19 protein-coding genes are annotated in these 21,240 nt (G+C 71.1%); 8 read left to right on the top strand and 11 right to left on the bottom strand.

What is annotated here, in order from left to right; translation table 11 throughout:
* From G3I78_RS03825 to pssA, 3 genes are all read left to right on the top strand, one after another.
* Window positions 1-1,215, top strand: a complete 1,215-nt coding sequence (locus G3I78_RS03825) for an acyl-CoA dehydrogenase family protein (RefSeq protein WP_164421274.1) — start codon at window positions 1-3, stop codon at window positions 1,213-1,215.
* 170 nt (window positions 1,216-1,385) lie between these two features.
* Window positions 1,386-2,042, top strand: a complete 657-nt coding sequence (locus G3I78_RS03820) for a phosphatidylserine decarboxylase (RefSeq protein ID WP_164421373.1) — start codon at window positions 1,386-1,388, stop codon at window positions 2,040-2,042.
* Window positions 2,043-2,064: 22 nt separating this feature from the next.
* On the top strand, window positions 2,065-2,883 hold the full coding sequence (gene pssA / locus G3I78_RS03815; RefSeq protein ID WP_164421273.1) for a CDP-diacylglycerol--serine O-phosphatidyltransferase: 819 nt from the start codon (window positions 2,065-2,067) through the stop codon (window positions 2,881-2,883).
* A 62-nt stretch (window positions 2,884-2,945) separates the two neighbouring features.
* On the opposite strand, the gene G3I78_RS03810 is transcribed toward pssA, so the two are convergent.
* The 5 genes from G3I78_RS03810 to G3I78_RS03790 are packed head-to-tail and all read right to left on the bottom strand — an operon-like array spanning window position 2,946 to window position 7,743.
* The gene (locus G3I78_RS03810) at window positions 2,946-4,217 is read right to left on the bottom strand and encodes an ABC transporter substrate-binding protein (RefSeq protein WP_164421272.1); all 1,272 of its coding nucleotides are present in this window, start codon (window positions 4,215-4,217) and stop codon (window positions 2,946-2,948) included.
* Entirely contained in the window at window positions 4,214-5,293 is a 1,080-nt protein-coding gene (locus G3I78_RS03805) for a branched-chain amino acid ABC transporter permease (RefSeq protein WP_164421271.1), read from the bottom strand. The genes G3I78_RS03810 and G3I78_RS03805 overlap by 4 nt, the downstream gene beginning before the upstream one ends.
* On the bottom strand, window positions 5,286-6,176 hold the full coding sequence (locus G3I78_RS03800) for a branched-chain amino acid ABC transporter permease (RefSeq protein WP_164421270.1): 891 nt from the start codon (window positions 6,174-6,176) through the stop codon (window positions 5,286-5,288). Before G3I78_RS03800 ends, G3I78_RS03805 begins: the two co-directional genes overlap by 8 nt.
* On the bottom strand, window positions 6,173-6,937 hold the full coding sequence (locus tag G3I78_RS03795; RefSeq protein ID WP_164421372.1) for an ABC transporter ATP-binding protein: 765 nt from the start codon (window positions 6,935-6,937) through the stop codon (window positions 6,173-6,175). Before G3I78_RS03795 ends, G3I78_RS03800 begins: the two co-directional genes overlap by 4 nt.
* 11 nt (window positions 6,938-6,948) lie before the next feature.
* Window positions 6,949-7,743: an ABC transporter ATP-binding protein gene (locus G3I78_RS03790; RefSeq protein WP_164421269.1), complete on the bottom strand. Its 795-nt coding sequence runs from the start codon at window positions 7,741-7,743 to the stop codon at window positions 6,949-6,951.
* Between the two features lie 181 nt (window positions 7,744-7,924).
* Between G3I78_RS03790 and G3I78_RS03785 the strand changes: the two genes are divergently transcribed.
* Window positions 7,925-9,121 (top strand): helix-turn-helix domain-containing protein, encoded by a 1,197-nt coding sequence (locus tag G3I78_RS03785; RefSeq protein WP_164421268.1) that lies wholly within the window; start codon window positions 7,925-7,927, stop codon window positions 9,119-9,121.
* A gap of 287 nt (window positions 9,122-9,408) precedes the next feature.
* Here G3I78_RS03785 and G3I78_RS03780 read toward each other — a convergent pair whose 3' ends face one another.
* The gene (locus G3I78_RS03780) at window positions 9,409-10,527 is read right to left on the bottom strand and encodes a glycerate kinase (protein WP_164421371.1); all 1,119 of its coding nucleotides are present in this window, start codon (window positions 10,525-10,527) and stop codon (window positions 9,409-9,411) included.
* 168 nt (window positions 10,528-10,695) lie between these two features.
* Between G3I78_RS03780 and G3I78_RS03775 the strand changes: the two genes are divergently transcribed.
* The 4 genes from G3I78_RS03775 to G3I78_RS03760 all read left to right on the top strand — a co-directional run bounded on the left by G3I78_RS03775 (window position 10,696) and on the right by G3I78_RS03760 (window position 13,793).
* A complete protein-coding gene (locus G3I78_RS03775) occupies window positions 10,696-11,769 on the top strand; it encodes an ADP-ribosylglycohydrolase family protein (RefSeq protein ID WP_164421267.1) in 1,074 nt (357 codons plus the stop codon).
* A gap of 89 nt (window positions 11,770-11,858) precedes the next feature.
* The gene (locus G3I78_RS03770) at window positions 11,859-12,353 is read left to right on the top strand and encodes an NUDIX hydrolase (RefSeq protein ID WP_164421266.1); all 495 of its coding nucleotides are present in this window, start codon (window positions 11,859-11,861) and stop codon (window positions 12,351-12,353) included.
* A 139-nt stretch (window positions 12,354-12,492) separates the two neighbouring features.
* Entirely contained in the window at window positions 12,493-13,224 is a 732-nt protein-coding gene (locus G3I78_RS03765; RefSeq protein ID WP_164421265.1) for a Sir2 family NAD-dependent protein deacetylase, read from the top strand.
* Between the two features lie 11 nt (window positions 13,225-13,235).
* Entirely contained in the window at window positions 13,236-13,793 is a 558-nt protein-coding gene (locus G3I78_RS03760; RefSeq protein ID WP_203614100.1) for a GNAT family N-acetyltransferase, read from the top strand.
* Here the strand turns inward: G3I78_RS03760 and G3I78_RS03755 are convergent.
* From G3I78_RS03755 to G3I78_RS03735, 5 genes are all read right to left on the bottom strand, one after another.
* Complete coding sequence (locus G3I78_RS03755) at window positions 13,720-14,202, bottom strand: methylated-DNA--[protein]-cysteine S-methyltransferase (protein ID WP_164421264.1); 483 nt, start codon at window positions 14,200-14,202, stop codon at window positions 13,720-13,722. The two genes, G3I78_RS03760 and G3I78_RS03755, sit on opposite strands and share 74 nt — an antisense overlap.
* A gap of 12 nt (window positions 14,203-14,214) precedes the next feature.
* On the bottom strand, window positions 14,215-15,684 hold the full coding sequence (locus tag G3I78_RS03750; RefSeq protein ID WP_164421369.1) for an AlkA N-terminal domain-containing protein: 1,470 nt from the start codon (window positions 15,682-15,684) through the stop codon (window positions 14,215-14,217).
* Between the two features lie 155 nt (window positions 15,685-15,839).
* A complete protein-coding gene (locus G3I78_RS03745) occupies window positions 15,840-19,697 on the bottom strand; it encodes a glycoside hydrolase family 2 TIM barrel-domain containing protein (protein ID WP_164421263.1) in 3,858 nt (1,285 codons plus the stop codon).
* Window positions 19,698-19,937: 240 nt separating this feature from the next.
* A complete protein-coding gene (locus G3I78_RS03740; RefSeq protein WP_164421262.1) occupies window positions 19,938-20,531 on the bottom strand; it encodes a hypothetical protein in 594 nt (197 codons plus the stop codon).
* Between the two features lie 193 nt (window positions 20,532-20,724).
* The gene (locus G3I78_RS03735) at window positions 20,725-21,234 is read right to left on the bottom strand and encodes an O-acetyl-ADP-ribose deacetylase (protein WP_164421261.1); all 510 of its coding nucleotides are present in this window, start codon (window positions 21,232-21,234) and stop codon (window positions 20,725-20,727) included.
* Window positions 21,235-21,240: the final 6 nt, after the last annotated feature.

Genomic DNA, 21,240 nt, shown 5'->3' with positions numbered 1-21,240 from the left:
ATGGCACGCCTCGCCCAGACCCACGGCCTCACGGACGTCCAGCAGGAGATCCTGTCCACCGTCCGGGACTTCGTGGACAAGGAGATCATCCCGGTCGCGACGGAGCTGGAGCACCGCGACGAGTACCCGCAGCAGATCGTCGACGGGCTCAAGGAGTTGGGCCTGTTCGGCCTGATGATCCCCGAGGAGTACGGCGGTCTGGGCGAGTCCCTCCTGACGTACGCGCTGTGCGTGGAGGAGATCGCCCGCGGGTGGATGTCGGTGTCCGGCATCATCAACACCCACTTCATCGTGGCGTACATGCTCAAGCAGCACGGCACCCAGGAGCAGAGGGAGCACTTCCTGCCGCGCATGGCGGCCGGCGATGTCCGGGGCGCCTTCTCGATGTCCGAGCCGGGTCTGGGCTCCGACGTGTCCGCCATCACCTCCAAGGCGGTCAGGGACGGCGACGAGTACGTCCTCAACGGCCAGAAGATGTGGCTGACGAACGGCGGAACGTCAACTCTGGTCGCCGTACTCGTCCGAAGTGACGAAGGACACTCTCCCGAGGAAGCGGCCGCCAAGCCGCACAAGTCGATGACGACCTTCCTGATCGAGAAGGAGCCCGGTTTCGGAGAGGTCCGCCCCGGTCTCACCATCCCCGGGAAGATCGACAAGATGGGCTACAAGGGCGTCGACACCACCGAACTGATCATGGATGGCCTGCGACTTCCGGCCGATCGCGTGCTCGGCGGGGCCACCGGCCGAGGTTTTTACCAAATGATGGACGGCGTCGAGGTGGGCCGCGTCAATGTGGCGGCGCGTGGTTGCGGTGTCGCTCAGCGTGCCTTCGAACTCGGTGTCCAGTACGCCCAGCAGCGTCACACTTTCGGCAAGCCGATCGCTCAGCACCAGGCGATTCAGTTCAAGCTGGCCGAGATGGCTACCAAGGTCGAGGCCGCGCATGCGATGATGGTCAACGCGGCACGCAAAAAGGACTCCGGGGAGCGAAACGACCTTGAGGCAGGGATGGCGAAGTACCTCGCCTCCGAATACTGCAAGGAGGTCGTGGAGGACGCCTTCCGGATCCACGGCGGCTACGGCTTCTCCAAGGAGTACGAGATCGAGCGTCTCTACCGGGAGGCTCCGATGCTGCTGATCGGTGAAGGTACCGCCGAGATCCAGAAAATGATCATCGGTCGCAGGCTGCTCGAAGAGTATCGGTTCCAGGGCTAGATGTCCGAATACGGGGTGTTTTCTTGGAGAAGAAGATCACACCCCGTCAACACGCTTCAGCCACCGACTCGGCTTCCTGGCTTACCCAGTTGTGGCCCGCGACCGGTACGATCCCGGAAAGCCGCCGTCCCCCGTCTAGTGCGCGGCATCATCCGCTACGAAGGTCATCCATGCCCCACAGCCAAACCTCTGCACCTCGCGACAGCCTGGCAGGCGTACGCCTCGCGCGCGGAGCATCGCCGTGGCTCCTTCCGACCGTCGCCACCGCAGCCGTCAGCCTGCTGCGCGCACGCCGCTCCGGCGTCGCGAAGGCCGTCGCCGTGCCCACCACCGCGCTGGCGGCGGGCATGCTGTGGTTCTTCCGCGACCCCGAGCGTGAGATCGCCCAGGGCCGGGTCATCTCCCCGGCCGACGGTGTGGTGCAGAGCATCATGCCGTGGAAGGACGGTCGCACCCGCGTCGCGATCTTCATGAGCCCGCTCAACGTCCACGTCAACCGCGCGCCGCTCTCCGGCACGGTGGCGTCGGTCGAGCACATCCCCGGCGGGTTCGTTCCGGCTTTCAACAAGGAGAGCGAGAACAACGAGCGCGTCGTCTGGCACTTCGACACCGAACTCGGTGACATCGAGATGATCCAGATCGCCGGCGCGGTGGCCCGCCGTATCGTCCCCTACATCCCGCAGGGCACGAAGGTCGAGCAGGGTGACCGCATCGGTCTGATCCGCTTCGGCTCGCGCGTCGACATCTACCTGCCGGAAGGCGTGGAGGTCGCGGTCGAGGTCGGCCAGAAGACGGTGGCTGGGGTGACTCGCATTGACCGTGATTGATCCTGAGACCCAGGCGGGTTGGGTGCCCGAGGCCGAAGAGGCCGACGACGAGGAGGAGATGCCTCTTTCTCTCCGCCTCTCAATAGCGGACACCCTGACCCTCGGCAACGCCACGTGCGGCTTCATGGCGGTGTACTTCACCACCACCGGCATCCTGATCCCGCACCTCACCGACAGCCAGGAATCCGGCATGGCGCGCAACAGCGCGGCCACCGCCGTCATCCTGATGCTGTGCGCGGCGGTCTTCGACCTGTTCGACGGCCTGGTGGCACGCAAGCTCCGCTCCTCGCCGATGGGCGCCGAGCTGGACAACCTCTCGGACCTGATCAGCTTCGGCCTCGCGCCGGCGTACTTCGTCCTCGTCTACGGCATGGTGGCGGACGACGCTTCGCAGAAGGTGGCCGCGGTCGGAGCGGTGGTGGTCCTGCTGGCGGTGGTGCTGAGACTCGCGCGGTTCTCCTGTGTGACGGTGAAGGACGGCACCTTCCAGGGCATGCCGTCACCGTTCGGCGCACTCACCGTGGTCTCCATCGTGCTCCTGGAGCTGCCCTTCGTGGCGACCCTCCTGGCGATCCTGGGCACCGCGTGGCTGATGGTGAGCCGGGTCGAGTACCCGAAGCCGCGGGGCCGCCTCGCGGTCGGCATGCTCTCCTGGATCGTCCTGGGGATGGGCCTGCTCGCGGCCTGGGCCTTCGGTGCCCCCGGCGGCCAGCTGCTGCTCCAGACGGGCTGCGCGCTCCAGCTGGTCATGGGCGCGGTGATCCCCCTGTTCGCCACGGCCCGCCGGGTGAACAACTTCCGCGACAACCGTCGCGAGGCACGGGCGGCACAGCTTCCGTAGCGGATGTTCCTGACATGGGCGAGGGGCCCGAACCGATTCCGGTTCGGGCCCCTCGGCCGTGCTCAGGCCCCCGGTGTGTACGCCTCCGCCGCCTCCGACGCCCCTGCCTCCCGTACGACCTTCATGCCGCCCGTCACGCTCTTGTCCGGCTGGAGGATCACGCTCTGCCGGGAGGAGGGGGCCTTCGGGTCGGTGAAGTCCTGGGCCACGCCGAAGCCGATGTCGTAGGAGTCGATCGACAGGAGGGCCTTGTCGACGCCCTCCCTGGTGAGGTCCTTGTTCGCGCAGGCCTTCTTCAGGGCCTCGCCGAAGGCCGACGCGGCGGTCCAGCCGGCGACGATGCCGTTGTCCAGGGCGTCCTTCGGGTAGGCCGCCTGATAGTCGGCGACGAGCTTCTTCGCCTCCGGGGTGTCCGCGCCGATGGGCAGCGAGGGCGAGGCCACGTAGTAGTTCTTCATCAGGGCCGGGCCCGCCTGGGTGGCGAGGAGCTGCGGGGCGAAGGCCGAGTTGTTGCCGATGATCGGCACCGCGAAGCCGCCCGCCGCCGCGTCCCCGACCAGCGAGGCCGCCTGGCGCGGGCCCGCGCTGATCACGATCGCCTTGACGCCGGCCTGCTTGAGGGCGGCGACCTGGGCGGTCATGTCGTTGTCGGTGGGCTTGATCTTCTGCTCGACGACGGTCAGCCCGGCCTCCTTCGCGATGTGCTTCGAGCCGACCAGGGCGCTCTCGCCGTAGTCGCCCTCGAAGTAGACATGGCCGATCCTGTCGCCCTTCCTGATCCCCTTCTCCTTGATCAGGAAGTCGACCGCGTTGATCGTCTCGATGTCGTACGTCGATCCGATGACCCGGATGTACGGGCTGCCCAGCAGCGCCGACGACCACGCCTGCGGCAGCACCAGGCCCTTGTCCTGGCCGTCGACGCGCTGTTTGACCGCGGCGACGAAGGGTGAGCCGATGAACTGCGCGAAGCCCAGCACCTTCGGTTCCAGCTCGGTGTAGCCGGAGACGGCCTTCTGCGGGTCGTAGCCGTGGTCGCGGACCGAGAGGGCCACCTGGTAGCCGCAGACGCCTCCGGCGGCGTTCAGCTGCTTCACGTACAGCTGCTGGGCCTGGGTGACGCTCTTGCCGAGGGTCGCGTAGACGCCGGTCATGTCGGTGAGCGCGCCGAGGGTGATCGTCCTGCCGGAGACGCCCTCGCCGGTCTTCACCCCGCCCGCGGCCGCCTTGTCGCCGTTCCCGTCGGAGTCCTTGGCCTTGGAGCTGCATCCGGCCAGCAGCAGCAACGCGGCGAGGGCACCGGCGGCGGTCCTGGTCACGTACATCGTCGTGATCATCGTTCCTCCGTGTGGGTTCTGGTGCGACGCCGGGCGGCCACGCTGACCAGGCCGCCGGGCAGGAACAGCACCACCAGCACGACGGCGGCGCCGTAGAGGTACCGGGACGCCTCGCCCGGTGCGATGCCGCCCGTGCCGGGGACGGAGACGAGCGGGAGCGCGTCGCTCCAGCGGGTCAGCAGCTGCGGCAGGAGTGAGACGAAGACGGCCCCGGCGACCGCCCCGGAGACCGAGCCGAGGCCGCCGATGACGATCATCGCGAGGTACTCCAGGGAGAGCGTGATGCCGAAGTAGTCGGGCACGGTCCGCTGGAAGACGAGGGCGAGCAGGACGCCCGCGAGACCCGCGTACATCGACGAGAGCACGAAGACGGCGGCGCGGTGGCGGGCGACCGGGACACCGAGCACCCCGGCGGCGATGCGGTGGTCGCGGATGGCGTTCATGGCGCGTCCCGGCCGGCCGCGCAGGACGCCCCGGGCGAACAGCGCGCCCGCCGCCAGCAGGACCAGACCGGCGTACCAGAGCTTCTCCGCGGACCCGAACGGCACGGCGGCGACGAGGAGTTCACGGTCGTCGAAGGTGAGGCCGAAGAGGCTCAGGGGCGGTACGTCCCGGCCGTTGGCGCCGCCGGTCAGGTCATGCGCGTTGAACATGACGTGCTGGCCGATGAAGACGAGCGCGAGCGTGGCGATGCCCAGGTAGGCGCCGCTGAGCCGCCCGGAGATGGGGCTGAACAGCCCTCCCGCGACCCCGGCGACCAGGACCGCGAGCACGGCCGCGAGCCAGGTCGGCAGGCCGAGCCCGGTCAGTCCGTCGCCGCCGTCGGCCGCGAACACGCAGTAGCCGTAGGCCCCGACGGCCAGGAAGAAGGCGTGCCCCATGGAGAGTTGGCCGGTGGCGCCGGTGAGAAGGTTGATGCCGATCGCGCCGATGGCGGCGGCCATCGCGAACAGGCCCGCCTGGAGCCAGAACCGGTCCAGGTAGAAGGGCAGGGCCAGCAGGACGACGGCCCCGGCGCCCCAGAGCCATGTCCGGGTCCGGACGATCCGCAGCGGCTTCACCAGGGCCTCAGACACGGGCGAGCTCCTTCGTGCCGAAGAGCCCGGCGGGCCGGATGAGCAGGATCGCGACCATCACGAGGTAGGGGGCGAGATCTCCCAACCCCCGTCCCAGGAAGGTCAGATCGCCCTGGTAGCCGGTCGCGAGGGACTCCGTGACGCCGACCAGCAGGCCGCCGACCAGCGCGCCCGTCGTCGAGTCCAGCCCGCCGAGGATGGCCGCCGGGAACGCCTTGAGCGCGGCGAGCGAAGTGGCCCGTTCCAGCCCCGGGGTCGGGAAGACGGTGAGGAACAGGGCGGCCACGGCGGCGAGTCCGCCCGCCACCGCCCACGCGCCGAGCGAGACCCGCCCGAGCCGTACGCCCATCAGCGCGGCCGTCTCGGCGCTCTCCGCCGCCGCCCGCATGGCCACGCCCCACGAGGTGTAGCGGAAGGCCAGCAGGAACAGGGTGATGAGCAGTGCGGCGGCCGCGAACGCGGCGATCCGGGTGTGGGCGAGGGAGATCGGCCCGATCTTCAGCACGTCGTCGCCCCACGGGTCGCCGAGCGCGAGGACGTCCGTGCCGATACGGCGGGTCAGTTCGGTCGTCAGCAGGATGTCGACGCCGATGGTGACGATGGCCAGCACACTGTGGTCGCCGCCCCGGTAGCGCCGCATCACCAGGAACTCCACGGCGGCCCCGACCAGCGCGGCCCCCGCGATCCCCACGAGCAGCGCGGGCCAGAAGCCGAGGTCGTCGTGGAGGCTCGCGGTGACGTATCCACCGGCCAACAGCAGGGAGGCGTGGGCGAAGTTGACGACCTCGGTGGCCCGGAAGATCACCACGAACCCGAGCGCGATGAGCGCGTACACCGAGCCCAACGAGACGCCGTTCAGCAGGATTTCGGCGAAGGTGCTCATGACGCGGCCCCCAGATACGCCCGTACGACGGCCGGATCGTTCTGTACGTCGGCGGGGGCGCCGTCGGCGATCCGGCGCCCGAAGTCCAGTACGGTCACCGCGTCGGCGAGCCGCATCACCACCCCCATGTCGTGTTCCACCAGCACGATCGAGATGCCGAGGGAGTCCCGGACTCCCGCGATCACGGCGGCCGTTCGGCGCCGTTCGTCGGCGGTCATGCCCGCGACCGGCTCGTCGAGGAGCAGCAGGCGGGGTTCCATGCAGAGCGCGCGGGCGAGTTCGGCGAGCTTCTGCCGGCCGTACGGCAGTGAGCCCGCGGGCCGGGTCAGACAGTCCGCGATGCCGACGAACTCGGCGATCTCCCGGACGCGTCGGCGGTGCCGGCGTTCCTCGCGGGCCGCCGACGGGAGCCGGAGTCCGGCGGCGAGGAAGCCGGTGCGGGTGAGCCGGTGGCGGCCGAGGAGGAGGCAGTCCTCGACGGAGGCGTGCGGCGGCAGCGCGAGGTTCTGGAAGATGCGGGCGACACCGAGCGCGGCGATGCGGTGTGCGGGCATGCCGGTCAGTTCGTGCGCGCCGAAGCGGACACTGCCCTCGGTGGCCCGGTAGACGCCGGAGAGGACGTTGAAGCAGGTTGACTTTCCGGCGCCGTTGGGGCCGATGAGGGCGTGCACGGTGCCAGGGCGGACCGTGAGGCTCACGTCGTCGAGGGCGGTGAGTCCGGCGAAGCGGACGGTGAGGTCGCGGACCTCCAGGGCCGGGATGTTCGGGCCGGTCACCCCTCCCACCTCGCCAGGGTCCGTCCGGTCGCCTGTTCCGCGTCGGCCGCCGCGTCCTCGTCGACCACGCCGAGGTAGCGGCGGCGGACCTCATCGGAGGCGGACAGTTCGGCGGCCGGGCCCGACAGGGCGACTTCGCCGACTTCGAGGACGTAGGCGTGGGTGGCGAGGCGCAGGGCGAGTGCCGCGTTCTGTTCGACGAGGAGGACCGAGGTGCCCTGGGCGTTGATCTCGCGGACGGTGTCGGCGATGCGGCGGACCATCAACGGGGCGAGTCCCAGGGAGGGTTCGTCGAGGAGCAGCACACGAGGTCCGGCCATGAGGGCGCGGGCGACGGCGAGCATCTGCTGTTCGCCGCCGGAGAGGAGTCCGGCGCGCTGCGAGGCGCGTTCGGCGAGTACCGGGAAGAGTTCGTGGACGCGGTCCAGGGCCGTGGCGCGGCCGGATCTGCTGCCGCCGAGGGCGCCCGCGCGGAGGTTGTCGGCGACCGTCATGCGGGCGAACACCCGTCTTCCCTCGGGTACTTGGGACACCCCGGCGGCGACCACCCGGTCCGGTGGCAGGGCGTCGAGGCGGCGGCCGTTCAGGGTCACCGTGCCCTCGGTGACCGCGCCGCCGTGGAAGGAGAGGGTGCGGCTGATCGCGCGCAGCAGGGTGGACTTGCCGGCGCCGTTGCCGCCGAGCACCGTCACCACGGCGCCCTCGGGCACCTCCAGGGACACCCGGCGCAGGGCCCGCACGGGGCCGTATCCGACCGACAGGTCACGGACGACCAGTCCGGCTCCGGTCATGGACTCCCCCCTTGTCCGCACTCGGTGTGGCGCTCACCCCAGCACCGGTACGGGCGTCCGTCCACGGCCCGCGGCACAATCGCTGCGGGTGCCCAGCGGGCCGGTGCCGTCGTTGTGCGCGTGCACAACACCGCGTGTCAGGGGCCTGTGCGCGGCCGGGTCCCGGTGGCATCCTCCGGGAATGGGAGGGCGACGGCCGCGGACCGGTCATGACTGGAAGCTGCTCGCGGAGTCCTGCACGACTCTGCTGGAACGGGTGCCGGAGCTCGTCGACGAGCACCTCAGGCAACTCACCGACCACTCCCCCGTCTACGCGCAGGTGCTGCCGTACGACCAGCAGTGGCGGGAGGCGGAGGAGGCGATGCGGATCGGCATCGAGACGATCTCCGCGCCCCGCGACTCGCCGCGCCGCGACCTGGAGTACGCCGAGGACGCGGGCCGACGCCGGGCCCGGCAGGGGCTGCCGCTCAACCTGCTCGTGCACGCGTACCGCAACGCCGGTTACCTGGTGTGGGACGCGCTCGTGGAGGGGACGGCCGGGCGGGAGCCGGAGCGGCTGGCGGCGCTGATGCGGTCGACGACGATGGTGTGGTCGGCGGTGGACGCGCAGGCCCAGGCGGCGTCGGAGGCGTACCGGGCCACCGAGGCGGAGCTGCGGCGGCGTACGGACGAGCAGTTGCAGGCGCTCCTCGACGCGCTCCTGGAGGGACAGGCGACTCCCGGGCTCGCGGCCCGGGCGGCGGCGGGGCTCGATCTGCCGGAGCACGGGCCGTACGCGGTGGTGGTGCTGCGGGCGGACCGGCGGGAGGCGGCCGAGCGGCCGGTGCGGGGTGCCGGGTTCCGGTTCATCTGGCGGATGCGGGCCGACGGTGAGGTGGCGGTCGTGGCGCTCGCGCCGGGTCAGGGGCTCGACGGTGTGGCGCGGGCGCTGGAGGGGCGCTGTTCGGGGCCCGGCGGGATCAGTCCGGTGGTGCCGGGGCTCGCCGAGCTGGGTCAGGCCCGGCGGCTCGCCGAACTGGCGCTGCGCACCTGTCCGCCGGACGCCACCGCGGTCGTACGCCTTGACCAGCGGATGCCGACCGCGCTCGTGGTGAGCCAGCCGGAGCTGGCGGACCGGCTGGTGTCCGACGTGTTCGGCGCGCTCCTGGAGCTGGAGCCCGCCGACCGGGCCGTACTCCTGGAGACCCTCGATGTGTGGCTGGTGTGCGAGGGGTCGGCGGGGCGGGCCGCCGGGCGGCTGTACTGCCATCGCAATACGGTGTTCAACCGGTTACGGCGGCTGGAGCAGCTGACGGCCCGGTCGCTGGCGCGGCCGCGGGATCTGATCGAGATGACGCTGGCGTTGGACGCGTATCGGTTGTCGGGGGTGCGGGGGTGAGGGGCGGCGGTGGGTGGCGCGGGCGGGCGGGCGGCGGCGCGTGGTTCGGTGGCTTAATGGTTCGGTGGCGCAGTGGCTGAGCCGCTCGCTGGCGTAGTGGCTCGGTGGCCAAGTGGCTGAGCCGCTCGCTGGCGTAGTGGTTCGGTGGCCCAGTGGCCAATTGGCCCAGTGGCTCAGCCGCTCCCCGGCACAGTGGCTGACTGGAGGACTGGCTGACTGGCCGACTGGCTCATCCAGTCACTGCGCGCTCACCCCGGCACCGGCCGCGCGGCCTTACCTCGCTCCCCCTACGTCAGGAAGTCCCGCCCGATGCGCTCCGCCACGTCCTCCAGGATCAGGCCCGCCTCCGTGATGCAGCGCTGGATGTCGGGCTCGGCCTCGGTGAGCGGGTAGGCGCGGCGGATGCCGGCCCGGCCGAGGGCCTCCGGGGGCAGGGCGAGGCGGCCGCACACGGCGACGACCTCCTTGTCCGCGGCGCGCGCGGCGGCAGCGCCGCCCGCCGGGGCCTTGCCGTGCAGGGTCTGCTCGTCGAGCGAGCCCTCGCCGGTGATCACCAGGTCCGCCCACTCCAGCGCGGGCGCGAAACCCAGGACGTCGAGCATGACGTCGATGCCGGGGCGGAACCGGGCGCCGACCAGGAGGGCGCCGTAGCCGATGCCGCCGGCCGCGCCCGCGCCCGGCGAGGCCGCGTACTCGGCGGCCTTCGCGCCGACGGACTCCTCCAGCACCTTCGCGTAGTGGGCGAGGGCGCTGTCCAGGGCCTCGACGTCGTCCGGGGAGGCGCCCTTCTGCGGGCCGTAGACCGCGGGGGCGCCCTTGGGGCCTGTCAGCGGGTTGTCGACATCGCTGGCCAGGACGAACTCGACGGACGCGAGCCGTGGGTCCAGGTCCGACAGGTCGGCCGAGGCGAGGTCGGCGAGTCCTCCGCCGCCGGGGGCCACGGGCTCGCCGTCGGCGTCCAGGAAGCGGGCGCCCAGCGCGGAGAGCATCCCGGCGCCGCCGTCGGTGGTGGCGCTGCCGCCGACCCCGAACACGATCGTGCGGGCGCCCGCGTCGAGCGCAGCGCGCAGCAGTTCGCCGGAGCCGTACGTCGATGCCGTGAGCGGCGCGAAGACGCCCGCGGGCAGCCGCTGGAGGCCGCTGGCCTCGGCCATCTCCACGACGGCGGTGTTGCCGCGGACCGCGAAGGCGGCGGTGATCTCCTGGCCGAGGGGCCCGGCGACGGGCACTTCTCTGCGTTCGAAACCGGCCGCGACGGCCGCGGCGACGGTGCCGTCACCGCCGTCGGCGACGGGCAGCGCCTCGACCTCCACGTCCGGCTTGACCCGGCGCAGCCCGGCCGTCACCCGCTCAGCGACCTGTACGGCCGTGAGCGAGCCCTTGAACTTGTCCGCGGCGATGAGCACGCGCTGTGTCACGTCTTCCCCTTGCTCTCCGGGCCTCGCGCACGTCAAGGCCAGTCGCGCCGCTGCGACCTTAACCGGAGACGGCCCCCGGCGTCATGCCCCGCCCGAAGCCTGAGAAGGCCCTGCGGACCCTCTGTGCACGGACGCGGAATGGGGTAAACCGGAGCTATGACCCCTGTGGGCACTGAGCCAGAGCTCGGCGACCGCATCCTCGGGGGCTGGCTGGGCCGGATCGCGGGCAACATGCTCGGCAAGCCGGTCGAGCAGGGCGACCTGTGGACGCGGGACCGGATCGACCGCTATCTCCGGCAGGCCGCCGCCCTGCCCCTGACCGACTACCTCCCCGAGCCCGTCGGCGAGAACGACGGCTTCGAGCTGCGCCCCGAGTGGCGCGAGTGCGTGCGCGGCCGTATCCACGGCAGCTGCCGGGACGACGACGTCGACTACGCCATCCTCGGCCTCGACCTCCTGGAGACCCACGGCTTCGCCTTCAGCACCGAGCAGGTGGGCGACCTGTGGCTGCTGCGGCTGCCGTATCTCCAGACGTTCACCGCGGAGCGGGCCGCGTATCGCAACCTGGCGAACGGACTCAAACCCCCGCTGACGGCGACGTACGACAATCCCTGCCAGGAGTGGATCGGCGCCCTCATCCGCGCGGACATCTACGGCTGGACCTGCCCCGGCGCCCCGCGCCGCGCCGCCTCCCTGGCCCGCCGGGACGCGGTGCTCTCGCACACCGGGAACGGGGTGTACGGGGCGATGTGGGCCGCCGCGCTGATCTCGGCGGCGTTCACGGCCGACACCGTGCGCCAGGCCGTGGACCAGGCACTCACCGTGATCCCCGCGAGCAGCCGGCTCGCCCGGACCGTACGGCGCGTGGTCTCCCTCCACGACACCCGGATGACCTGGGAGGACACCCTGACGACGGTCTCGGAGGAGACCGGCGGCCTCGGCTGGATCCACACGGTCCCGAACGCCGCCGTCCTCACCGCCGGTCTGCTGTACGGCGACGGCGACTTCACCCGCACCATCACGCTGACGGTCCGGGGCGGCCTGGACACGGACTCCAACGGGGCGACGGCGGGGTCGGTGGCGGGCGTGCTCACGGGGGCGGACGCGATTCCGGGGCAGTGGAAGGAGCCGCTGGAGGACCGGGTGCGCAGTGCGGTGTTCGGGTTCGACGGGGTGCGGATCAGTGAACTGGCCGAGCGGACTCTGGAGTTGGTGGGGGTGGAGGGGTGAGGGGGGGGTCGGCTGTGACGCCGGTGCCATGGGCCTGACCGCCCACCGAGCCGCCGTAGGCATCCGTGGGAGCTGGTTACCCTTCGAGGGTGACCTCCACCGAAGACTTCGCCACGTACATCGCCGGGCTGCCCCGGATCCTCGCCGGTGCCGCCGCCCTGTTCCGGGACGCGGCGGGCCGGGTGCTGCTGGTCGAGCCCAACTACCGTGAGGGCTGGGCGCTTCCGGGCGGCACCATCGAGTCGGACGACGGCGAGACCCCGCGTCAGGGCGCGCGCCGCGAGACCCTTGAGGAGATCGGGCTCGACCGCGACCTCGGCCGGCTGCTCGCGGTGGACTGGGTGTACCGGCCGACGTGGCCGCCGCTGGTGGCGTACCTCTACGACGGCGGTGTGCTGACCGACGACGAGTTCAAGGCGATCCGGCTCCAGGAGGAGGAGCTGCTCTCCTGGCGGCTCGTGCCGCGCGAGGAGCTGGCCGAGTATCTGCCGGGCACGCTCGGCCACCGGGTGCTGGCGGCGCTGGACGCGCTGGCGGACGGGGCGGGGACGGCGGAGCTGGAGAACGGGCACCGGGTGGGGTGACGCGAGGTCCGTCCGGGGCCGTGTTCAGCCCGTCGGAGTGCTCTGCTGCCACGGTCGGACCTGGACACCGGGCTCTCAGCGGCCCGTCGGTCGGATATCCGCTCGCCGCATCCGGATCACCCGCCCTACCCTCGGTCCCATGACCAAGCCCCTCGTCGCGCTCCTCAGCGGGGCCGGTATCTCCACCGACTCCGGAATCCCCGACTACCGCGGGCCCAACGGCCTGTGGCGCAAGGATCCCGAGGCGGAGAAGCTCGTGACGTACGACTACTACATGGGCGATCCCGAGATCCGGCGCCGCTCGTGGCGGATGCGGCGCGCGAACCGGACGCTCCAGGCGGAGCCGAACGCCGCGCACCGGGCCGTCGCCGAGCTGGAGAAGTCCGGTGTGCCGGTGCGGGTGATCACACAGAACGTGGACGGGCTGCACCAGCTCGCCGGGATGCCCGCTCGCAAGGTGGTCGAACTCCACGGCAGCGCGCGGGGTGTCGTGTGCACGGAGTGCCACGCGCGCGGCTCGATGGAGGACGCGCTGGCCCGGGTCGAGGCCGGGGAGGACGACCCGCGGTGTCTGGTGTGCGGGGGGATCCTCAAGTCGGCGACGGTGATGTTCGGTGAGCGGCTCGATCCGGTGGTGCTGGGTGAGGCGGTGGCGATCACCAAGGCGTGCCAGGTGTTCATCGCCGTCGGCAGCAGCCTCCAGGTCCAGCCGGCGGCGGGCCTCGCGGGGGTCGCCGCCGACCACGGCGCCCGGCTCGTGATCGTCAACGCCGAGCCGACGCCGTACGACGAACTCGCCGACGAGGTGATCCGGGAACCGATCGGCACGGCGCTGCCGAAGCTGCTCCGCACCCTGGCCGACCCGAGCTGAAGGCGGCACCCATGCCCGAACTGCAACGCCTGCACGCCGGGCACGCCCCGGCGGTGCTGGCCTTCGAACTCGCCAACCGCGCCTGGTTCGCCGCCTCCGTCTCCGACCGCGGCGACGCCTTCTTCACCCACTTCCCCGCCCGCTTCGACGCCCTGCTGTCCGAACAGGAGACCGGCCTCTGCGCCTTCCACGTCCTCCTCGACGAGCACGGTGCGGTACTGGGCCGCTTCAACCTGGTCGACCTGGTCGACGGCACGGCAGAACTCGGCTACCGCGTCGCCGAACACGCCACGGGCCACGGACTGGCGACCACGACCGTCCGCGAACTGTGCCGACTCGCGACAACCCGCTACGCCCTCCACACCCTGCGCGCAGCCACCGCCCACACCAACCTCGCGTCCCAGAAGGTGCTCACCAAGAACGGGTTCATCGAGGTCGGGCCTGCCGATCCGGGGGACCTGGGCGGGAAGGAAGGGGTGTGGTACGAACGCGAGCTCAGAACAACGCGGCCCCCCGCTCGAAGTCCAGCAGCTGACGCTTCCGCTCCAGCCCGCCGCCGTACCCCGTGAGGCTGCCGTCCGCGCCGACCACTCGGTGGCAGGGGACGATGATGCCGATGGGGTTTCGGCCGTTGGCGAGGCCTACGGCTCGGGAGGCGTTGGGGTTGCCGAGGGCGGTGGCGAGTTCGCCGTAGGTGCGGGTCTCGCCGTAGGGGATCTTGCGGAGTTGGTCCCAGACGGTGCGTTGGAAGGGGGTGCCGAGGAACCGTAGTTCCAGGGTGAAGTCCTTTGACTCGCCCGCGAAGTAGGACCGCAGTTGGGCTTCGGCCTCGCCCGACCAGCTGTCGTCGGGCTCGCCGAAGGACTCCTCCGCCGGGCGGTGGCGTTGGTCGGTCATGTAGAGGCCGCACAGGACGCCGTCGTCGGCGACGAGGGTCAGGGGGCCGTAGGGGCTGTCGATCACGGTGTGCTGCTTCACTGGGGAACGTCCTTATGCGGGAAGGAAGTTGATGGGGTGGCTGTCGGTCGCCCAGAGGTACTGGACCGCGTAGGCCCGCCAGGGCCGCCAGGCCGCCGCGCGGGCGGTCAGCGCCGCCGGGGTCGAGGGGAGGCCCAACTCCTGGGCCGCGCGGCGGATTCCGAGGTCGGTGGGGAGGAAGGCGTCCGGGTCGCCGAGGGCGCGCATGGCGATGACGTCGACGGTCCAGGGGCCGAAGCCGGGCAGGGCCAGGAGGCGTGCACGGGTCTCCGTCCAGTCCGTCTCCACACCCAACTGGAGCCTGCCCTCGGCCAGTTCGGAGACCAGGGTGGTGAACGTCGTGCGTCGGGTGCGGGGCATCGCGAGTGCGCCGGGGTCCACCGCGGCCAGCGCCTCCGGGGACGGGAACAGATGGGTCAGGCCGCCTTCGGGGTCGTCCACCGGGTCGCCGTGCGCGGTGACCAGGCGGCCCGCGTGGGTGCGGGCGGCGGCCGTGGAGACCTGCTGGCCCAGCACGGCCCGTACGGCGAACTCCGCCTCGTCGACGGTGCGCGGCACCCGGCGCCCGGGCGCCTTGTCCACCAGCGGCGCCAGGAGCGGGTCCGTGCGCAACTGGTCGTCGATCGCGACCGGATCGGCGTCCAGGTCGAGCATCCGGCGGCAGCGGCTGATGGCGACGGTCAGGTCGCGCAGGTCGCCGAGCATCAACCGGCAGGCGATGTGGTCAGGGCGGGGTGTCAGGGTGACGATTCCTGGGCCGTACGGCAGCCGCAGTGTGCGCCGGTAGGACCCGTCCCGCCACTCCTCCACCCCGGGGACCGCGGTCGCCGCGAGGTGGCCGAAGAGGTTGTCGGGGTTGAGCGGTACGCGGAACGGCAGGCGCAGCACCAGCGCGCCCGGGGTGCCGCCCACCGACTTCCTCGGCGCCCGCGCGCGCAGCTCGCTCGGGGAGAGCGCGAAGACCTCGCGCACGGTGTCGTTGAAGGTGCGGATCGCGGAGAACCCGGCCGCGAAGGCGAGGTCCGCCATCGGCAGCTCGGTCGTCTCGATGAGGATCCTCGCCGTCTGGGCCCGCTGGGCGCGGGCGAGGGCGAGCGGACCGGCGCCCAGTTCGGCGAGCAGCTGGCGTTCGATCTGCCGGGTGCTGTAGCCGAGCCGGGTGGCGAGGCCGGGCACGCCCTCGCGGTCGACCACGCCGTCGGCGATCAGCCGCATCGCGCGGGCCACGAGGTCGGCACGCTGGTTCCACTCCGGCGAGCCCGGGCTGGTGTCGGGCCTGCACCGCTTGCAGGCCCGGAAACCCGCCTGCTGGCAGGCCGCCGCGCTCGGGTGGAAGGTCATGTTCTCGGGCTTGGGCGGTACGACGGGACAGCTCGGCCGGCAGTAGATGCGGGTCGTGGTGACAGCCGTGAAGAACCATCCGTCGAACCGCGCGTCCTTCGACTGCACGGCGCGCACACAGCGCTCGGTCTCGGTGTACATCCCCGTCTGCATACGTCCAGCATCGACCACCCGCCGGACCTCGGCTGGCGAGAATCCGACATCAACCTCGCGTGTCCAGCGACACCGCTGAGTGAGGCGCCCCGCGAAGGGCGCCCCACTCTTGGTACGCCGCGATCTCCTCAGCCCCCGGCGTGCTAAGAGGTCGCCGTCGGCCGCCGAGAGGTTGCCGTGGCGTGGCTCACATTCGTCAGCGGTCGCAGCCGGTAGGTGTACGTGTAGTCCCGGTTCGCGAACAGCTTGAACTCGTCGTGGGTGTGCGCGCCCCAGCTGTCGTCGCCGCCGACGCCCATCTGCCGGTGGTTGACGCGCAGGACGACCGCGTCGCGCGGGGTGAGCTGGTAGTCGTGGCGCACCCCGTTGGACAGGTCCTCCGGGGTGAAGTGCGAGGCGTTGACCTCCAGCAGGGGCTCACCGGAGACGAGCAGGCCCACGCCGTCGCGGCCGGTCAGCGCGGCCCAGCGGACGTCGGTCTTGTTGCCGTTCTCCTGCGGGCGGATGTAGGGCGTCCACTGCTCGGCGACCGTGCCGGAGTAAAGACCCACGTCCGTGCCGTCGTTGCGGTCCCAGTGGTTCTCCTCGGGTCCGCGCCCGTAGTAGTGGAGCCGGTCGAGCCGGCGCGGCAGGAACAGGATCGTGCCGACCTCCGGGATGTACGGCAGTGAACTCGCCCCCGGGTGAAGGGTGTTGTCGACCTTGATCTCGCCGTTGCCGAAGACCGTGTAGGTCGTGGTGTACGTCGACTCGGTCGTCGTCGGCAGGGTGCCGCTCACCTTGATCTCGACGGCCCGGTCCCGCAGCGCCCGCACGCTCACGTCGGTCACCTTGCGGCCGGTACCGGCGTCCCGCCAGGTCTGGTTGCGGGTGTGCTGTCCGTTGCCGTGGTCGTTGTCGGTGGGCGCCCGCCAGAAGTTGGGCACGGGACCGGAGGTGATCAGACGGGTGCCGTGCGCCTTGTACGAGGTGATGGTCCCGCTGCCGCGGTCGACGGTGACGGAGAAGTCCTTGCCCCTGACGGTGACATGGCCGGACGTGTCCTCGTACGCCAGCGCCGGGACCTTCGCCAGCGGCACCGGGGTCACCGCCGGGCTGCCCGCGTCGACGACGAGCTGCTGCTTGGCCACCTCGAAGCCGGACTTCGCCCAGGGGGTGGACTCCCGGGTGGTGAAGGAGAGTTGGAGGAAGTACTCGGTGCCGGGCGCCGGGGTGCCGGGCAGCTTGTAGGGGACGGTGATGTCCTTGCTCGACAGGGGTGCCAGGTTCAGCTGGTCGCGTGTCAGCCGGCCGCGCTGCACCACCTTGCCGTCGGCGGCGAGGGTCCAACTTCCGTCGAACTCCCGGAGGTTGGTGAACAGGTACTCGTTGGTCAGGGTGACCGCCCCGCCGGAGGCCCAGGACGCGTTGACCGCCTGGTAGATCTGCTTGACCTCGGCCGCCTTGCCGGTGTGGCCGCGGTCGGCGGTGACGATGCCGTCCGCGACGAAGGCGCCGTCGTTGGGGTTGTCGCCCCAGTCGCCGCCGAACGCGAAGAACGTCTTCTGCGCGGGCCGCTTCTCACGGAGCCCGACGGTCGCCGCGTCGAACCAGAACCGCACACCCTCGTCACCGGCTCCCCGTCCGTCGGAGGCCAGTTCGGCGGCGCTCAGGGCGCGGGCGTACACCCGCGCCTTCCTGATCGTGCCGCTCAGCTCCCTGGTGGGGTTGTCGACGTCGAAGGCCAGGGTGAGGGGCGCGGTGTTGCTGCTGGGCCGCTGGGTGGTGGTCCGCGTCGCCTTTGCCTGACCGTCGACGTGGAGCGTCAGCGTGCCCGCGGTCGCGTCGAAGACACCGGCGACATGGTGCTCCTTGCCCGTCCAGTCGTCCGGGGTCGTCCAGTTGACGGCGATCCACTGGCCGCCGCCGTAGATGAAGAACTCCAGTGTTCTCCCGGACTGTTTGAGGGAGTACTGGGTGTCGCCCTTGGCTATGTAGGGCTGGTGACCACCCGTCACCTTCGGGGTGACCCAGGCCTCCAGGGTGAGCGAGCCGGTGAGGTCTAGGCGGGCGTCGCGGGCGAAGACCGTACTGCCGGAGACACCTCTCTCGCGGTCGAACCTGGCGCTCGCGGGCAGGACTTCACCCGTCAGCGCGCCGGGTCCGCTCTCGGTGAGCAACTGCCGCCTGGGGACGGGCTCGCTGAGGGACTGGTCGACGAAGTCCCATATCCAGCCGCCCTGGAGGACGGGGTAGCGGCGGACGAGGTCCCAGTACTTCTTGAAGTTGCCGTTGGAGTTCCCCATCGCGTGGCAGTACTCGATCATGACGTACGGCCGGGTGTCCGCGGTGTCCTTGGCGCGCTGCTCGACGCGTGCGGGGCTCTCGTACATCTCCGAGCGGATGTCGCTGATGGTGGGCCGGTCGTCGCCCTCGTACTGGACGACGCGTGTGGTGTCGTACGACTTGATCCAGTCGCGCATGTTCACGAACGTGCTGCCGCCGCCCGCCTCGTTGCCCAGCGACCAGATCACCACCGAGGCGTGGTTCTTGTCGCGGTGGACCATGTTCTGAGCGCGTGCCACGCAGGCCGCGCTCCAGTCGGGGTGGTTGCCGGGGTACTGGTCGCGGATGCCGTGGGTCTCCAGGTTGGTCTCGTCGACGAGGTACAGGCCGTACTCGTCGGCGAGTTCGAGCCACAGCGGGTTGTTGGGGTAGTGCGAGGTGCGGACGGTGTTGATGTTCAGCCGCTTGATGATCGTGATGTCCTCGACCAGGTCCGCGCGGGTGAGCGCGGTGCCGCGGTCCGGGTGCATCTCGTGGCGGTTGGTGCCGCGGAGGGACACCGGCTTGCCGTTGATCCGCATCAGCCCGTCCTTCAGGGCGAATTCGCGCAGACCGACGCGGTGCGAGAGCGTCTCGATCACCTTGCCCGCGGGATCGCGCAGCCGCAGGACGGCGGTGTAGAGGTCGGGGTGCTCGGCCGACCACAGCTTCGGCGCGGGTACGGCCTTCTCGGCCTGTACGGTCGTCTCGGCGCCCGCGTCGAGCGCCACGGTCTGCTGGAGCGGCCGGGACCAGACCGGGTGGCCGCCGGTGTCGTAGAGCTGCGTCTCGACCGTGTAGCGCCCCGAGTTGTCGCCGCCGTAGTCGCGGACGCTCGCCGTGACCGAGAGCCGCGCGGACGTGTAGTCGTCGCCGAGCGGGGTGTCCAGCTTGAAGTCGCGCAGGTGGACGGAGGGCGTGGAGTAGAGGTGGACCGAGCGGAAGATGCCGCTCAGCCGGATCATGTCCTGGTCCTCCAGCCAGTCGCCGTCGGAGTAGCGGTAGACCTCCACGGCGATCTGGTTGGTGCCCGGCCTGAGGTGCGGGGTGATGTCGTACTCGGCGGACGTGTAGGAGTCCTCGTGGTAGCCGACGAGCGTGCCGTTGATCCACACGTAGTGGGCCGACTTGACGCCCTCGAAGTGCAGGAAGGTCCGACGTCCCGACCAGTCCTTCGGGACGGTGAAGGTGCGTCTGTACTGGCCGACGGGGTTGTAACGGGTCGGCGCGGCGGGCGGCTGGGCCTCCTCGCCGAGGCCGTTGGGACCCCACCACGGGTAGGTGATGTTGATGTAGATCGGGAAGTCGTAGCCATGCACCTGCCATACCGAAGGCACGGGAATGGTGTCCCAGCCCGAGTCGTCGACGTCCGTGCGGTAGAAGTCGGTGTCCCGGTCGTCGGGGCGGTCGGCGTACGCGAACTTCCACTTGCCGTCGAGGCTCAGCCGGTACGGCGAGCGGGTGCGGTCGGCGGCGAGCGCCTGGCCGAGGGTGCCGTACGGCATGAGCGTGGTGTGCGGCGGCTCGGTGCCCACCCGGAAGAGGTCCATGGCGCCGTTCCACTCCGGGGAACCGTCCACCGCGTGGGCGCGGCCGGCCACGGGTCCGGAGGAGAGTGCGAGGGCGCCGAGGACGGCCGCGCCTCCCTCCAGCAGACGCCTGCGACTGATGGGGGCGGGCAGATACGGATGGGACATCGGCGGAACCTTCCTCGGGACGACAGTGCGGGTGCGCGTACTGAGGGAGCGTCAATTCCTGTGCGCTATTGGTGACTTTGAGGCACAGGATGCGACTCAACCTAGATCCCGAAGGCATCCGAGGCAATGACTCTGTCGGACTTTGTGGGGTCCTGGGGACATGACGACATACGGCACCCCCGCGTGCGTTCACGCGGGGGTGCCGTGTGCGATGCCCGGGCGGTGCCGGGCGCCGTCGGGTCAGCCGGTGGCCGGCAGGGAGGGCAGGGCGGGGAGTTGGGGCAGGGCGGGCAGCGAGGGCAGGCCGCCGCCGAGGAGTCCGGTGACCGCGCCGACCACCGTGCCCAGCAGGCCGGTGACCGCGCTGAGGACACCGCCCAGGTCGAGCGAGGTCAGTGCCTTGAGGAGGTTGTCGACCGTGGACTGGAGCGAGGCCAGCAGATCCGAGACCGGGTCGGCGGCGGCCGCTGACCGGTCCGTGCCGGCCAGCTGACGCAGCTGCTCCTGGACCTTGGCGTTCGCCTCCTCCACGGCCTTCGCGTGGGCGGCCGCCACGTCGGCGTCGAGGCCGGTGTCGTCCAGGGCGGCGACGTCGGTCACCGCGTCGAGGAGGGGCTGCAGGACGCTGCCGTGCTCGGCCCGGTCCAGGGCGTCGAGGCGGTCCACGAGGGCGTCGGCGTCGTCGGTGCCGTACCAGGTGGCCAGGTGCGCCACACCGTGGTCCGACCCGCCGCGGCCCGCGTCGGCGGCGGCCGCGGTGCCGACCGGGCCGAGGATCAGCGCGGCACAGACCAGGGGCGGCAGGAGGAGGCCGCGGGAGACGAGGGGGCGCATGCACGTTCCTTTCGAAATGACTTCGTTGGCCCCACCGTGGAAAGCGCTCCCGCACCCCGCAACCGGTCGCAGGACCCGTGCCCGGCCGACCGCAGCCCGCCGAGACGGCCCTGAACAGGCATTTTCCCGTCCCGCCGCCCTGTTTTCGGGTGCCCTGGCACGTTCGGCCGTCAGGGTACGAGCCCCTGGTGTGTCAGCCGGTCCGCCGCGCGAACGCCTGGTACGCCGTCTCGTCGAAGAGCACGAACCTGACCTCCTCGACCGAGGTCGGTGTCTCCCGTACGGTCGCCACCGCGATCCGGGCCGCGTCGTCCATCGGCCAGCCGTAGATACCGGCGGAGACGGCGGGGAAGGCGACGGTACGGGCGCCGAGTTCGTCGGCGACGCGCAGGGACTCGCGATAGCAGGAGGCGAGCAGCTCGGAGCGGTCCTCCTCCTGGCTGTAGCGGGGCCCGACGGTGTGGATCACCCAGCGGGCGTCCAGCTCACCGGCGGTGGTGGCGACCGCCTGGCCGGTCGGCAGGCCCTTGCCGTAGTGCGCCGCGCGCAGCCTGCGGCAGTCCGCCAGGATCGCGGGGCCACCCCGGCGGTGGATGGCGCCGTCGACTCCTCCCCCGCCGAGGAGGGAGGAGTTCGCGGCGTTGACGATCGCGTCGGCGCTCTCCCGCGTGATGTCGCCCCGGACGAGGCTGATGGTGGTCATGGCGGC

This window comes from Streptomyces sp. SID13726 (genome assembly GCF_010548375.1).
Classification (GTDB): domain Bacteria; phylum Actinomycetota; class Actinomycetes; order Streptomycetales; family Streptomycetaceae; genus Streptomyces.
This window is presented reverse-complemented; position numbering and strand designations above follow the sequence as displayed.